This is a genomic window from Pontixanthobacter aestiaquae (genome assembly GCF_009827455.1).
Lineage (GTDB): Bacteria > Pseudomonadota > Alphaproteobacteria > Sphingomonadales > Sphingomonadaceae > Pontixanthobacter > Pontixanthobacter aestiaquae.
In genome coordinates, this window is sequence record NZ_WTYZ01000001.1 from 1,558,494 (window position 1) to 1,571,346 (window position 12,853).

Below are 12,853 nucleotides of genomic sequence, written 5' to 3' on the forward strand. Positions count from 1 at the left end.
TCACCATGACCAAAGCGTATGTCGACCGTTTCTGGGATAGCCCCGACGGCCTGAAACTGCATTTCCGTGACTATGCCGCGCGCGATGCCAGCAGTTTGAAGAAAGTGCCGGTGCTGTGCATGCATGGGCTGACGCGCAATGCGCGCGATTTTGCCGGGTTGGCGGAGCATCTGTCGGCGACTCGCCGTGTCATCGTGCCGGAGATGCGTGGGCGCGGCGAAAGCGAATATGCGAAAGATTCGGCCACCTATAATCCCCTTACCTATGTGGGTGATGTGCTTGCTCTGCTGGCGCAGGAAGAGATTGAGAGCTTCGCTGCGGTTGGCACATCGCTGGGCGGTTTGATGACAATGCTGATGGCGGCGATGGACAGCAGCAAGATTGCTGCCGCGGTACTCAACGATATCGGGCCGGTGGTTGATCCTGCGGGGATCGACCGGATTCGCGAATATGTCGGGCAAGGGCGCAGCTATCCTTCTTGGATGCATGCGGCGCGCGCTTTGCAGGACGTTCATGGGTCCTCGCATCCGACATTCGGTATTGATGAATGGCTCGATATGGCGAAGCGCGGAATGGTTGTGCAGCAAAATGGCAGAATCGCTTACGATTACGATATGACCATTGCCGAGCCTTTTCAAAACGATGATGGCGCTGCGCCGCCAGATTTGTGGCCAGCATTGGAAGCGCTTTCAGGCAAACCGTTGCTATTCGTCCGCGGCGCTCTGTCAGACATCCTGACCGCAGAGACATTGTCAGAGATGCAAAACCGTCTGCCCGATGCGCAGGCGGTGACCATTCCCGATGTTGGCCACGCGCCGCTGCTCGAAGAAGCGCCGGCGCTCGCCGCTATCGATGCGCTATTGGCGCAAATCCCATGAACGACAATGAGGGGGGCGGAGCGAACACGCCCCCGCGGATCCTGCACCTTCACTCAACCTTTGCCGCTGGCGGCAAGGAAGTCCGCTGCGCGCAGCTCATAAACGCATTTGGCCGCAAGGTCCGTCATGATATCGTCTCTGCGGTGCCGGAGAGTATGGAAGCGCAAAAGCTGATCTCGCCAAAACTTCCAGTGACTTATCCTTCAGACTTCCCTTCGCTTCAAGGAAGGCCGCTGCCGCCGCGACTGATGCGGATTGCCAAGGCGATGAAGCCCTATGATCTGATCCTCACCTATAATTGGGGATCGATGGACGCGGTGATGGCGCATACTTTGTTTGGCAAAGCGATGGGGCTGCCGCCGCTGATCCATCACGAAGATGGCTTTAACGAGGATGAGCGCGAAACGCTGAAACGCAAGCGCAACTGGTTTCGCCGCGTGGCGCTGGGCACATCGACAGCGCTTGTGGTTCCATCCGAACAGCTCGAAGAAATTGCGCTGGATGTGTGGGAGCAACCCATGGCGCGCGTAAAGCGGATAGCCAACGGCATCGATACGCTCGCCTTTGCCAAAAAGCCGAAGCCTGGTGCATTGCCCGGAATAACCAAGCAGTCGGGCGAGAAGTGGGTTGGAACTCTCGCTGGGCTGCGCGAAGTTAAAAATCTACCGCGCCTGGTGCGTACTTTCGCCGCGTTGCCGCAGGATTGGCGCTTGGTGATTGTGGGCGAGGGGCCCGAAAGGGAGGCAATTCTTCAGGAAGCCGAACGCATGAAAATCAGCGACCGGGTTCACTTGCCCGGATTTGCTGCCAATCCCGCACGCTATGTCGGCTTTTTCGATATCTTCGCGCTGTCCTCCGATACCGAGCAGTTTCCGATCTCTGTGGTTGAGGCAATGGCAGCAGGGATACCTGTCGCGTCAACCGATGTTGGTGACGTTGCCGATATGGTTAGCGAGGCCAACGGATCATTTATCGTGTCGAAGAGCGATGAAACCGGTCTGGCCAATGCACTGAAAAAGCTTGGCGATGATGCAAATCTCCGGAAAACTGTCGGCGAGGCGAACCGCGTGAAAGCGCTCGCCGAATATGACGAGAAGGTCATGATCGACACGTACCGGCGGCTCTATAGTTCTGCGATGGGCAAGGTCATTCCGCGGTGACCCCGTGTACATTCGGGTGCGTATCGGGGTTTGCGTCTGGGTGTGCAGATGGCGCTTAACCCTCGGTTCACGCTGGAAGGCACACACATCTGGGGGACACAGATCAAACATGAATTGCATCACTGCGCCTATAGGCTAAAGACGCGAAACCCTATTTTTTAAGCAGATTGGATGAGCCACAAGTGGCCCGTACCCCTACAACACCCGCAGAAACTCCCGCCGACAAACGCAAGCAGCGTGAGGCCGCCGAAGAAGATGTCCTCATGCGTGAGGTTGATGAAGCCGTCCGTCAGGACGAGCTTTCGAATTTCATGGACAAATATGGCAAACCGCTGATCGCAGCCATTGTCTTAGGTCTCGCTGCATTTGCGGGCTATCTCTACTGGGATGCGCAGCAAGAAGCAGCGATGGAGAAAGACTCCGAAACGCTGATCAGTGCGATGGACCAGCTTGAGGCTAACAATTTCGATACGGCTAACTCTACGCTGGAACAGCTGATTGCCGAAGGCGGAGGCGGCGCCAAAGCTGCCTCGCAAATGTTGCAAGGCGGTATCGCCCAGCAACAGGGCAAGCCCGCAGAAGCAGCCGAGCGGTTTGCCGCGATTGCTGCCGACGGCGATGCGCCGCAAACGCTTCGTGATTTGGCAACCGTCCGCGAAGTCGCGGCAACGTTCGACTTGCGCACTCCGGCAGATGTGGTCGCCCGGTTGAGCGCGATTGCCGTGCCGGAGAATGCCTATTTCGGAAGCGCGGGCGAAATGGTCGCCATCGCTTATCTGGAACAAGGCAAGCGGGCCGAGGCGGGGGCGCTTCTCGCACAGATCGCTCAGGCAGATGATGTGCCGGAAAGCCTGCGTTCGCGGGCCCGGCAGCTGGCTGGCGTGCTCGGCGTGGATGCGATCGAAGATGTTGACGAGGTTCTCGAAGAGTTGGAAGCCGACGGCGACACCGCGGCGCCAGCAACCGAATAATCCTCTCCGAGAGAGATAATCAGGAATTGACCTATGATTGGTAAGAAATTTTCGCATCTTGGCCGCACGGCAGCGAGCATGGTTTTGCTCGGCAGTGTTGCCGCCTGCAGCGGCGGCATATTCGGCGGCGGAGATGGCAAGAAGGATACGCCGACCATTGGTGAGCGTATTCCGGTGCTCTCGCGGATTGAAAGCGGTGCTACAGTTGATCCCTCGCTTGCGAGCATTTCGGTGGTCCTGCCGCCGGCAGCCGCGAATAGTGAATGGGCCCAAGCAGGCGGTAATGCCGCCAAATCCAACGGTCATCTGGCACTTGCCGACAATCCGACACTGGCATGGTCAGCGCAGATCGCCGGCTCGACCAATCGCCGCCGTCTGGCGGCCTCACCGGTTATGGGCGGGGGCATGTTGTTCGCTGTGGACACTGGCGGTGTCGTCCATGCTTTCGACGCACAGAGCGGTGCCAAGCGCTGGTCCCACAAAATGGACGTCGGCGGTGATCTTGAAAATTCGGCCTTCGGCGGCGGCGCGACTTATGCTGCAGGCGTGGTTTACGCTACCAATGGCGTTGGCGAAGTTGCTGCGCTCAACGCGGAAACCGGTGCCGAGCAATGGAAAGTAAAGCCCGCCGGTCCGCTGCGCGGCGCGCCCACGGTAGCATTCAATGCTGCATTCGTGATGACGCAGGATAACCAGATCCTTGCGCTTAATACGGCAAACGGAAATATTCTGTGGCAGGAATCGGGCTCGACCACGCAAGCAGGCGTGTTTGGGGTTGCTGCACCTGCGGCTGGGCAAGGTTCGATCATTGCCGGTTACAGCTCGGGCGAACTGGTCGCGCACCGGTATGAGAATGGCCGTGTGCTGTGGTCTGATGCTCTGGCACGGACTTCGATTTCGACTGAGGTTGGCGCGCTGACCGATATCGACGCCGATCCGATTATCGATAATGGCCGCGTCTATGCGCTTGGCCAAGGCGGCCGGATGGCGGCCTATGAGTTGGTCACCGGCCAACGCATCTGGGAAATCCGCGTTGCGGGCATCTCGACTCCGGCGATTGCAGGCGAGTGGATTTTTGCGCTGACCGACGATGCGCGGATGCTCGCCATTGCGCGCGCATCGGGCAAGATCCGCTGGATCACGCAGCTGGAGCAATTTGACGATCCGAAAGACAGGGAAGGCCCGATTTTCTGGACCGGACCGGTTCTGGCGGGCAATAATCTTTGGGCTGCCAGTACCGAGGGCGAGGTTTACAAATTGAGCGTGGGCGAGGGGTCTGCGAGCCTGTACCGCGATCTGAAAACACCCGTTTCACTTGCGCCGATCATCGCAAACCAGACGATGTATATCCTCGACGATAGCGGCCGGATCCACGCCTTTCGCTAAGGGTCTATTTCAGCGGGTTAACCTCCCACTGAAAAACTGCGCCAGTATGATACTCGGCTGCCAAGCGTTACCCAGCTTTTAACCCTTTCGCGCTATGCGCTTGGGCATGAGCACAAACGAAGCCTCTGCGCCGGTAAAACGTGCGGCAACCCTGCCGCAGAGCGATGTCTCTGCGGCGGTTGGTTTTGTCGGCCTGTTCGGCCTGTTCGCGTGGATAGTTTTTTGCCGGAATTACGGAGCATTCGCGGAGGCATTCAACCTATCCGGACCGCGTGAACCCATGTCCGGGCCCTATGCCGCGCTCGCAGCCTTGTTGTTCACCAGCGTGCCGATGATCCTGTGGTCGGTGTTCGTCGACAAGGTCCACCGCCGAGCAACGACAGGCATTGATTGGGACAATCCGCGCAAGTTCAGCGAAATCCGCAAGGCTTCGCTTACCAAGCTGGCAGGCCTGTGGACCACCTGGATCATCATCGGTTTTCTCTATTGCATCGCGCGTTGGTATTGGTCCGGGCAATATTTGTTTGCGATGGAAGTGATCGGCGCTGCGGCGATACCGATGTTCATTCTGTCCGTCCCCTATGTGTTCTGGGTCGACCGCGTCATGGTCAATCAGCGCGACCATGCATGGCATTTCGGTGCGATGCTGCTGGGCCGCGAGGCTTACGATCCGGAGGAAGTGAAGAAGCACTGGCGCGCATGGATCATCAAGGGCTTCTTTGGCGCTTTCATGATTTCGATCCTTCCCGGTGGCTTTGCAGCCATCGTGAACGCCGACCTCACCGATATCGTCAACGATCCCGTACGGTTCGGCATATTGATGATTGAATTGCTGTTCGTGATCGATGTCCAGATCGGCACGGTTGGCTATCTGGTTACATTGCGCCCGCTCGACGCGCAGATCCGCAGCGGCAACCCGTTTCTTTCGGGCTGGCTAGCGGCGCTCATTTGCTATCCGCCGCTCGTCTTCGCTTTCATGGGTAGTGACGGGATGATTGCCTATGAAGTCAACACAGCCGGGTGGACGCATTGGTTCGCCGGCAATGGTGTGGCGCTTTATGCGTGGGCATTTTGGCTTATCTTCCTGACCGCAATTTACGCCTGGGCGACGATTGCATTCGGCCTGCGTTTCTCCAACCTGACCTATCGCGGCGTGCTGACCAACGGCCCGTATCGCTACACCCGCCATCCGGCGTATCTGTCGAAGAACATCTTCTGGTGGTGCGCAACGATGCCGTTTCTGGTTACCAGCTATTCAATGGTCGATGTGATCCGCAACACCTTCTTCCTCGGCTGCGTCAGCGCGATTTATTACTGGCGCGCAAAGACCGAAGAAAAGCACCTGCTGCAGGAAGATCCGAAATACCGCGAATATCACGCATGGATGGAAGAGAACGGGCTGCTGACTCGTCCGCTCGCATTGCTCAAAAAGAAGCTTCGCCCGCGTGGTCCGGTGATGCAGGCTGAACCGGCCGAGTAAATTACAGCGGTGTGCTGCCGCTCACTTCATACATCGTCACTTTGCGTTCGGTTACGTCAAGCGTTGCCGCGACAGTCATAAATTCGACCATGTGGGCTGACTTGAAATGCGGGGCCAGACGTTCCTTGCTGTCCCATACCTCGCTGATCCGCAGGACACCGGGTTCGGTTACGTCCTCGGCGAAATTATACTCGATACAGCCTTCTTCGGCACGGGTTGCCGCAACCGCTTTGACCAGCGCTTCACGCGCTTTTTCAACTTGGTCGACGGGCAATTTGATTTTCCCAATGACAGTGATCATGCGGTCTCTCCTACCGGGTTAAAAGCTGTATTTGTACACGCGTTTGATGTCGCCGTCCCACTCGCCATTGAATTTGTCGAGCAGGCGTTGTGCCGGGACTTTTCCGCTCGCGACAATCTCGTCCAGCGTTTCGAGGAAGCCCGTTTCATTGTCGCCACTGGTGTTCAGGCGCCCGCGCGCGGACAGACCGGCGCGGGCGATTTTCAGGACTTCCACGCCCAAATCCTGCAACGTCCCTCCGCCGGGAAGGGGCGCATCCAATGCCAGTTTCGGGACTGCATTCCGCAGCGCCTCGCGCTCTTCCATCGTCCAGCCTTTGACCAGATCCCAAGCCGCATCGAGCGCGGTTTGATCATATAAGAGACCGACCCAGAATGCAGGCAGAGCGCAGATACGGCTCCACGGCCCGCCATCTGCGCCGCGCATTTCAAGGAAGCTTTTCAGCCGCACTTCCGGGAATGCGGTGGAGAGATGATCCCACCAATCGCCCTCGCGCGGTTTTTCGCCGGGAAGAACGGCAAGCTCGCCTGTCATAAAGTCGCGGAAGCTGTGCCCGGCTGCATCGATATATTTGCCCTCGCGAAACACGAAATACATCGGTACATCGAGCATGTAATCGACATAGCGCTCATACCCGAAATCATCATCGAACACGAAGGGCAGCATACCGGTGCGATGCGGGTCGGTGTCCGACCAGATATGACTACGATAGGACAGATAGCCGTTGGGCTTGCCTTCGGTGAAGGGCGAGTTGGCAAAGAGAGCAGTCGCGAGCGGTTGCAGCGCCAGGCTGGTGCGAAATTTCTTCGCCATGTCCTGCTCTGACGAATAGTCGAGATTGACCTGAATGGTGCAGGTCCGCAGCATCATATCGAGCCCGAGATCGCCAACCGTAGGCATATGCCGCAGCATAATCCCGTAGCGGCCTTTGGGCATAATCGGCAGCTCTTCGCGCGTTTTGTCAGGCCACATGCCCAGACCGATAAAGCCGACGCCGCATTTCTCGCCGATGGCCTTCACCTGCTCCAGATGGCGGCCGGTCTCGGCGCAGGTTTCGTGCAGATTTTCGAGCGGAGCGCCGGAGAGTTCCAGCTGACCGGCTGGTTCGAGGCTGACGGTGCCATCGGGGCCGCTCATGGCAATGACTTCGCCGTTCTCCTCAATCGGCTTCCAACCGAAATCGCGCAGCGCAAGGAGAATATCGCGAATTCCGCCTTCTTCTGCGTGTGACGGCGCGTGAAAATCAGAGCGCTTATAGACGAACTTTTCGTGTTCCGTACCGATACGCCAATCGCTTTTTGGTTTCTCGCCAGCTTGCATCGGCGCAACCAATTGGTCGCGGCTTTCGATAATCGGGTCTGCTGACCCGGAAGTGTCACGCGTGCTCATGCCAGTTTCGTTAGGCAACCGAAGGCTGTGTGACCAGAAAAATTATAACGCATTCGAACCCCCATTCGGCCAATCGCCTGAGATACCCATCCATAGCGAGACCGCCGCGATAGCCGCAGTCTCCCCTCGCAATATTCGCGGGCCGAGACTGATTGGTTTCACTTTGGGATGGGCGAGGAGGATTTTTCTTTCCTCGTCGTCAAACCCGCCTTCGGGACCGGTGATGAGAGCGGCTGGCCCTACGGTCTCGGAGAATACCGAAGCGGCGTCTTGTCCGCCCGTTTCGTCGGCGAAGAAGAGCGTGCGGTCACTTGGCCAACTGGCCATCAATGCAGAAAATTTTTGGACACCGGAAAGTTCGGGCAGGGCGGTACGCGCGCATTGCTCGGCGGCTTCCATGACAAGCGTTCGCGCACGGTCGGTATTGAGCTTATTGGCAACGCAGCGGCGCGTCACAATCGGGGCAATTCGCCGTACACCCAATTCTGTGGCTTTCTCCAACACGAAGTCAAAGCGGTCTTTTTTGAGCAATGCGGGGCACAGCCAGAAATCGGGTACCTCTTCGCGGGGGCGTAATTGCTCGGTGACAGAAAGCTGGACGGAGCGTTTAGCCGCTTCCTGGACCCGCGCGGCCCATTCGCCTGTTTTATCATCGCACAGGATAACGATGTCCCCCGCAGACACCCGCATGACTTTCGCCAGATAATGCGCCTGATTACCGCCCACCTCTATCTGACCGTCTTCCTCAAGCCGCTGCTCGACGAATAGTCGCGGTGCGCTTCGGGGCGGCCAAGCGGGTGTGGCGGGCATGTGGGTCTGTTACAAGTTTGGCGGTGCTGCGTCATCCGGTAAGAAGAATTCTTTCCTACTCGCCCATTGTGTGGCAGCACAATAATGGCGGGCTCGCCGGTTGTATGCGTTAGAATTTATCGAACCGGCCCCGGGGCAGTACTCTGGATGTTGTCGATTATATAGTGATATAAAGCTATGAAAAATAGATATAAATGTGAATTTCGGTCAGGCGACACGGTGTCGCCTTTGTCGCCCGATTGTCGCTTTGTCGCATGAGCGCGCTGACCAGTCAGCGGCTGATCGCGCTCGTTTTTCTGACTCTGGGCGGGTGGGCCTTGTTTGCGCCTGCCAGTGTGATTGAATTGGCGATTACGCCGGAATATCAGGACAGCACCTATCTGACGGCCTTTACCATGGCATGCTTTGGTTCGCAGGCGGTGTTGTTCGGTGTTATGGCGCTTGTGGTCGAATGGCCTCCGCGCGCGTTTCTGGTGTTCGCGGCGGCGCTGCTGCCGTTCTTCTGGTTCAATTATCATTTCCACTATGTCGAGCCGGTGCTGACCTCGATCGGGATGCTCGATTTCGCAGGCAACGTCACAATGCTGCTGCTGGCATTGCTCGGCTGGCGCGCGGCCAAGCATGCCGAATAACGCCGAGATAGTCCCCGATAGCGAGCATCGCGGCTTAGTTGCTCGCCTGCCGCAATTGCCGCGTGATCTGGCGCAATTGGCGCGCTTTGACCGGCCAATTGGTTGGTGGCTGTTGTTCTGGCCTTGTGCGTGGGGATTATGGCTTGCGGGGCAGGGATTCCAATGGACGCTGCTCGCGTGGTTTATGCTGGGTAGCATCGCCATGCGGGGCGCGGGATGCGTGTATAATGACATCGTCGATGCAGATCTGGACAGGAAAGTCGCGCGAACCGCGGTCAGACCTGTTGCGAGCGGTCGTGTGTCGAAGAAGGCGGCTTGGCTGTGGTTGATCACGTTGAGTTTGATCGGTTTGATCGTGCTGCTGCAGATCCGGTGGGAGGCCCAATTGGTCGCGCTCGGTAGCCTCTCCATGGTCGCGGCCTATCCTTTCATGAAGCGGATTACATGGTGGCCGCAGGCGTGGCTCGGATTGGTGTTTACTTGGGGCGTTCTGGTCGGCTGGGTGACAATCCGCTCGGACAATCTTGATGCGCTGGCCGCGCTCTACGCAGGTGCCGTCCTGTGGGTAATCGGCTTCGACACCATTTATGCTCTGCAAGACCGGGAAGACGATGCGCTGGTTGGCATCCGGTCCAGCGCGCTGCGCTTGGGCAACGGCGTGAAGGGCGGTGTCACACTGTTCTACCTTGGCGCGGTTGCACTTTGGGCGCTGGCGTTCTGGCTGCTTCGGGCAGACTGGATTGCCTTGCTGACGCTGATACCGGTGGCGGGCCATTTGCTGTGGCAAGTGACGACGCTGAACGCAGATGATCCTGCGAATCCTCTCGAGCGGTTCAGGTCCAACCGGATGGCGGGCGCGCTGATGGCGGCGGCGTGTTTTGTGGTTGGTAATGCTGGCGGCTAGCGTGCAGCATTAATCGACCAGCTTGCCGCCTTTGATCACTGCATCGACATCGGCCAGTTCGCCAACATCCGTCAATGGATCCCCATCGACAGCGATGATATCGGCCCATGCGCCGGGCTTGATCACACCGACTTGGCCCGTCTGACCCAAAGCATCTGCGGCATTCACAGTCGCAGCCCGGATCGCTTGCAGCGGCGACATGCCGTATTCGACCATCACGCGAAATTGCCCGCCGACCAACTCGTGAGGCATAACTGCCGCGTCGGAAGCAAAGACCATTTTTACGCCTGCTTCATGCGCTTTCCGAAAATTGTCACGTTGGGCCTGGCTAAGTGCGCGCTCTTTGTTGAGATTCTCCTCCAGCACGCCATTTGCTGCACCTTGCGACAGCGTGTATTCGGTATTGAAGATATCCATGCTCAGGAAAGTGCCGCGTTCCTTGGCGAGCTTGATGCCTTCGTCGTCAATGTAGCTAGCATGTTCGATTGTATCGAAGCCCGCGCGAATTGCGGCTTTGATTCCCTTTGCACCGTGCGCATGGGCGGCTGCCTTTAAGCCCCAGAAATGGGCTTCATCCGCAATCGCGGTAAGCTCCTCTAACGATAGTTGTTGGATGCCAGGTGCAGTGTTGCGAGAGAACACGCCGCCAGTCGCGCAGGCCTTGATAACTTCGGCACCATATTTGCGTTGTTCGCGGACGCGTTTGCGAAGTTCTTCGGGGCCATCGCCGACCGCGGGGCTCTTCGCCTCGAAGCTGGGCGGTAGGAAGGTTTCATCGCAGTGACCACCAGTTGCGCCGAGAGCGTGGGCCGCACCAACGATGCGCGGTCCTTCGACCCAGCCTTCTTCGATCGCCTGGTCGATCCCGACCACATTGTAATCCGATGCACCCAAATTGCGGATAGTTGTGAAGCCGCCGTCGAGCATTTTCTTGGCATTGCCGACAGCGACAGCGGTCCAGAACCGGTCAGAGAATTGCAAGCCGCTATAGCCGCCATATTCCGGCCGGCCGTCAAGATGGACATGCATATCGATCAGGCCCGGCAGCAGCGTATGGCCGCTCAGATCGATGACCTGCGCCCCTGCAGGTGGGGCGCGATTGGTTGCGACTTCGGTTACTTTGCCATCCACCACGGTAATCAACGGGCCATCGACATATTCGCCGGTTTCGACATCGAGCATCCGGTCAGCCGAAATGAACACCGTCTCCGCCAATGCCGGGGAGGCTGAAAGCGCCAAGGCAGCAGCGCTCAGCAAGTATGAAAATTTCAGCATGGTATCCCCCTCATTGATGTTGTGCCGTCATACAGGGTGAGGCGCGGTTGTGAACGGGCGTTTGCTCTTTTCTTGGGGGTGCTCGCTTTGGTTTCGTCGGCGTTCTCGGCGCTTTGGTGGGCTGTCAAACAGCGGCTCGCGCAGGATGATCTCATTCCATAGCTGACAATCTCAAACTCTATCCCGTCCCAGTCGAAGAAGTAGAACGAACTCGGGCCCGGATCATATGTGCCGTCGCTGAATGGCTCTAGTCCGGCATCGACAACCACTTTCCGTGCTGCCGCGAGATCATCGACTTGTAGTGCCACATGGTTGAGCGGTTGGCCTTTGCTAAACCCGCCTTTTGCGGTGTCGTTGGTGTAAAGCGACAGATAATCGGTCTCGCTTCCAACATGGATGGTGTAGCCATTGCCCATTGATGGGCCTTCCCAGCGGATATGCCAGCCGCACAATTGTTGGAAGAAAGCGGCACTGCGCTGCGGGTTGGTGACGGTCAGATTGGCGTGTTCTAACTTTGCTTGGGGCATTGGGTTCTCCTGTTCGCAGTTGAGCAATTTTGCGATTGCGACGCATCGCCGAATCACGATGCTTGGTAATTCTGCAACCTCAAGCTAAGGTGAGGTCAAGGTATATTTTGGAAGGCAGAAATGGCTTTGAGAGCGCTGACGAAAAAGGATTTTCTGACGATTGGCGAGGTTGCTGCGCGCACCGGTTTGTCGGTTTCAGCCATCCGCTTCTACGAAGAGAAGGGGCTGGTGCAGTCGCTCCGGACGAGTGGAAACCAGCGCCGGTTTCTGCGGTCGGATATCCGGCGCCTCAGCTTTATCCTGATCGCCCAGAACCTTGGATTAGCGCTGGCGGAGATTGAAGATGAGCTGGGCAAATTGCCGCAAGGCCGCAATCCTACCGCGCGTGACTGGGCGAAGATCAGCACGTCGATCCGCAAACAGCTCGATGCCAGAATTGCCTTGCTGGAGCGCACGCGCGATCGGCTGGACGGGTGTATCGGCTGCGGTTGCTTGAGCATGAAGAAGTGCCAGCTTTACAATAAAGATGACCGCGCGGGCGATGGCGGCTCAGGACCGCGCCACATTCTCAGTTAGCGGGCTGATCTAAAGCCCTTCCGGCCCCAATTGCGGATCCAAATCGCGTGGACGCATAAAATGGATCAACTTGCCGCAGTCCTTTTTAAGCTCCGACCAATCATCAATATCGACTTCGAACACTGCAAAAGTCGCGGTGGGAAACTTCGTCGCAGCCGTATCAAATAGCGCATTTTCTGCCTCTGGCGGTACCAGCGCATAAACCAGTTCTTGCAGTCCCGGATTGTGACCCGCGACCAACACCGTCTCCGCATCTCCGCCAAATTCATGCACCACATCGAGAATCGTATCGACGCTGGCGAGATAAAGCCGTTTGTCGAGATGGGGCTCCATATCGGGGAGGGCTATCTCGATGGTGCGCTGCACACGTTCGGCCGAACTGGCGAGCACCACATCCCAATCAGTGCCATGTTCGGCCCCGTACTCCGCAATATGCCGCCCGATCAGCTTGGCACCTTTGCGCCCGCGATCATTGAGCCCGCGATCAAAATCGCGCGTCCCGATATCGTCCCAATCGGACTTTGCATGGCGGAGGATGGCCAAGGTTTTCAAGAAAGGCTCGTT

14 protein-coding genes are annotated in these 12,853 nt (G+C 57.6%); 8 read left to right on the plus strand and 6 right to left on the minus strand.

Annotation, left to right across the window (positions count from 1 at the left end; genetic code table 11):
- Window positions 1-5: 5 nt before the first annotated feature.
- The 5 genes from GRI35_RS07400 to GRI35_RS07420 all read left to right on the plus strand — a co-directional run bounded on the left by GRI35_RS07400 (window position 6) and on the right by GRI35_RS07420 (window position 5,875).
- Window positions 6-878, plus strand: a complete 873-nt coding sequence (locus GRI35_RS07400) for an alpha/beta fold hydrolase (RefSeq protein ID WP_160613575.1) — start codon at window positions 6-8, stop codon at window positions 876-878.
- On the plus strand, window positions 875-2,038 hold the full coding sequence (locus GRI35_RS07405; RefSeq protein WP_160613576.1) for a glycosyltransferase: 1,164 nt from the start codon (window positions 875-877) through the stop codon (window positions 2,036-2,038). Before GRI35_RS07400 ends, GRI35_RS07405 begins: the two co-directional genes overlap by 4 nt.
- A 182-nt stretch (window positions 2,039-2,220) precedes the next feature.
- Window positions 2,221-3,009 (plus strand): tetratricopeptide repeat protein, encoded by a 789-nt coding sequence (locus GRI35_RS07410; RefSeq protein ID WP_290258771.1) that lies wholly within the window; start codon window positions 2,221-2,223, stop codon window positions 3,007-3,009.
- 33 nt (window positions 3,010-3,042) lie between these two features.
- On the plus strand, window positions 3,043-4,395 hold the full coding sequence (locus tag GRI35_RS07415) for a PQQ-binding-like beta-propeller repeat protein (RefSeq protein WP_160613577.1): 1,353 nt from the start codon (window positions 3,043-3,045) through the stop codon (window positions 4,393-4,395).
- A 106-nt stretch (window positions 4,396-4,501) separates the two neighbouring features.
- Window positions 4,502-5,875 (plus strand): methyltransferase family protein, encoded by a 1,374-nt coding sequence (locus tag GRI35_RS07420; protein WP_160613578.1) that lies wholly within the window; start codon window positions 4,502-4,504, stop codon window positions 5,873-5,875.
- Window position 5,876: 1 nt separating this feature from the next.
- Here the strand turns inward: GRI35_RS07420 and GRI35_RS07425 are convergent, their stop codons facing one another.
- The 3 genes from GRI35_RS07425 to GRI35_RS07435 are packed head-to-tail and all read right to left on the minus strand — an operon-like array spanning window position 5,877 to window position 8,375.
- Window positions 5,877-6,176, minus strand: a complete 300-nt coding sequence (locus tag GRI35_RS07425) for a putative quinol monooxygenase (protein WP_160613579.1) — start codon at window positions 6,174-6,176, stop codon at window positions 5,877-5,879.
- Between the two features lie 18 nt (window positions 6,177-6,194).
- Window positions 6,195-7,565 (minus strand): glutamate--cysteine ligase, encoded by a 1,371-nt coding sequence (locus GRI35_RS07430; RefSeq protein ID WP_160613580.1) that lies wholly within the window; start codon window positions 7,563-7,565, stop codon window positions 6,195-6,197.
- Between the two features lie 42 nt (window positions 7,566-7,607).
- Window positions 7,608-8,375 (minus strand): 16S rRNA (uracil(1498)-N(3))-methyltransferase, encoded by a 768-nt coding sequence (locus GRI35_RS07435; RefSeq protein ID WP_160613581.1) that lies wholly within the window; start codon window positions 8,373-8,375, stop codon window positions 7,608-7,610.
- Window positions 8,376-8,629: 254 nt separating this feature from the next.
- Between GRI35_RS07435 and GRI35_RS07440 the strand changes: the two genes are divergently transcribed.
- Together GRI35_RS07440 and ubiA are read left to right on the plus strand one after the other, a co-directional pair.
- Window positions 8,630-9,007, plus strand: a complete 378-nt coding sequence (locus tag GRI35_RS07440) for a hypothetical protein (protein ID WP_160613582.1) — start codon at window positions 8,630-8,632, stop codon at window positions 9,005-9,007.
- Window positions 8,997-9,911, plus strand: a complete 915-nt coding sequence (ubiA, locus tag GRI35_RS07445) for a 4-hydroxybenzoate octaprenyltransferase (RefSeq protein ID WP_160613583.1) — start codon at window positions 8,997-8,999, stop codon at window positions 9,909-9,911. The genes GRI35_RS07440 and ubiA overlap by 11 nt, the downstream gene beginning before the upstream one ends.
- 9 nt (window positions 9,912-9,920) lie before the next feature.
- Here ubiA and GRI35_RS07450 read toward each other — a convergent pair whose 3' ends face one another.
- Both GRI35_RS07450 and GRI35_RS07455 read right to left on the minus strand, forming a co-directional pair.
- A complete protein-coding gene (locus tag GRI35_RS07450; protein WP_160613584.1) occupies window positions 9,921-11,186 on the minus strand; it encodes a Xaa-Pro dipeptidase in 1,266 nt (421 codons plus the stop codon).
- The gene (locus GRI35_RS07455; RefSeq protein ID WP_160613585.1) at window positions 11,180-11,713 is read right to left on the minus strand and encodes a VOC family protein; all 534 of its coding nucleotides are present in this window, start codon (window positions 11,711-11,713) and stop codon (window positions 11,180-11,182) included. The genes GRI35_RS07450 and GRI35_RS07455 overlap by 7 nt, the downstream gene beginning before the upstream one ends.
- Window positions 11,714-11,833: 120 nt before the next feature.
- Between GRI35_RS07455 and soxR the strand changes: the two genes are divergently transcribed.
- On the plus strand, window positions 11,834-12,289 hold the full coding sequence (soxR, locus tag GRI35_RS07460) for a redox-sensitive transcriptional activator SoxR (RefSeq protein WP_160613586.1): 456 nt from the start codon (window positions 11,834-11,836) through the stop codon (window positions 12,287-12,289).
- A gap of 9 nt (window positions 12,290-12,298) precedes the next feature.
- On the opposite strand, the gene GRI35_RS07465 is transcribed toward soxR, so the two are convergent.
- Window positions 12,299-12,841 carry a SixA phosphatase family protein gene (locus GRI35_RS07465; protein WP_160613587.1) on the minus strand — a complete coding sequence of 181 codons (543 nt, stop codon included), beginning with the start codon at window positions 12,839-12,841 and terminating at the stop codon, window positions 12,299-12,301.
- Window positions 12,842-12,853 lie beyond the last annotated feature (12 nt).

Excerpts from the sequence above, each read along its gene's own strand:
- GRI35_RS07400 (WP_160613575.1), top strand. The coding sequence starts at position 6 with ATGACCAAAGCGTATGTCGACCGTTTCTGGGATAGCCCCGACGGCCTG.
- GRI35_RS07405 (WP_160613576.1), top strand. The coding sequence starts at position 875 with ATGAACGACAATGAGGGGGGCGGAGCGAACACGCCCCCGCGGATCCTG.
- GRI35_RS07415 (WP_160613577.1), top strand. The coding sequence starts at position 3,043 with ATGATTGGTAAGAAATTTTCGCATCTTGGCCGCACGGCAGCGAGCATG.
- GRI35_RS07420 (WP_160613578.1), top strand. The coding sequence starts at position 4,502 with ATGAGCACAAACGAAGCCTCTGCGCCGGTAAAACGTGCGGCAACCCTG.
- GRI35_RS07425 (WP_160613579.1), bottom strand. The coding sequence starts at position 6,176 with ATGATCACTGTCATTGGGAAAATCAAATTGCCCGTCGACCAAGTTGAA.
- GRI35_RS07430 (WP_160613580.1), bottom strand. The coding sequence starts at position 7,565 with ATGAGCACGCGTGACACTTCCGGGTCAGCAGACCCGATTATCGAAAGC.
- GRI35_RS07435 (WP_160613581.1), bottom strand. The coding sequence starts at position 8,375 with ATGCCCGCCACACCCGCTTGGCCGCCCCGAAGCGCACCGCGACTATTC.
- GRI35_RS07440 (WP_160613582.1), top strand. The coding sequence starts at position 8,630 with ATGAGCGCGCTGACCAGTCAGCGGCTGATCGCGCTCGTTTTTCTGACT.
- ubiA (WP_160613583.1), top strand. The coding sequence starts at position 8,997 with ATGCCGAATAACGCCGAGATAGTCCCCGATAGCGAGCATCGCGGCTTA.
- GRI35_RS07450 (WP_160613584.1), bottom strand. The coding sequence starts at position 11,186 with ATGCTGAAATTTTCATACTTGCTGAGCGCTGCTGCCTTGGCGCTTTCA.
- GRI35_RS07455 (WP_160613585.1), bottom strand. The coding sequence starts at position 11,713 with ATGCCCCAAGCAAAGTTAGAACACGCCAATCTGACCGTCACCAACCCG.
- soxR (WP_160613586.1), top strand. The coding sequence starts at position 11,834 with ATGGCTTTGAGAGCGCTGACGAAAAAGGATTTTCTGACGATTGGCGAG.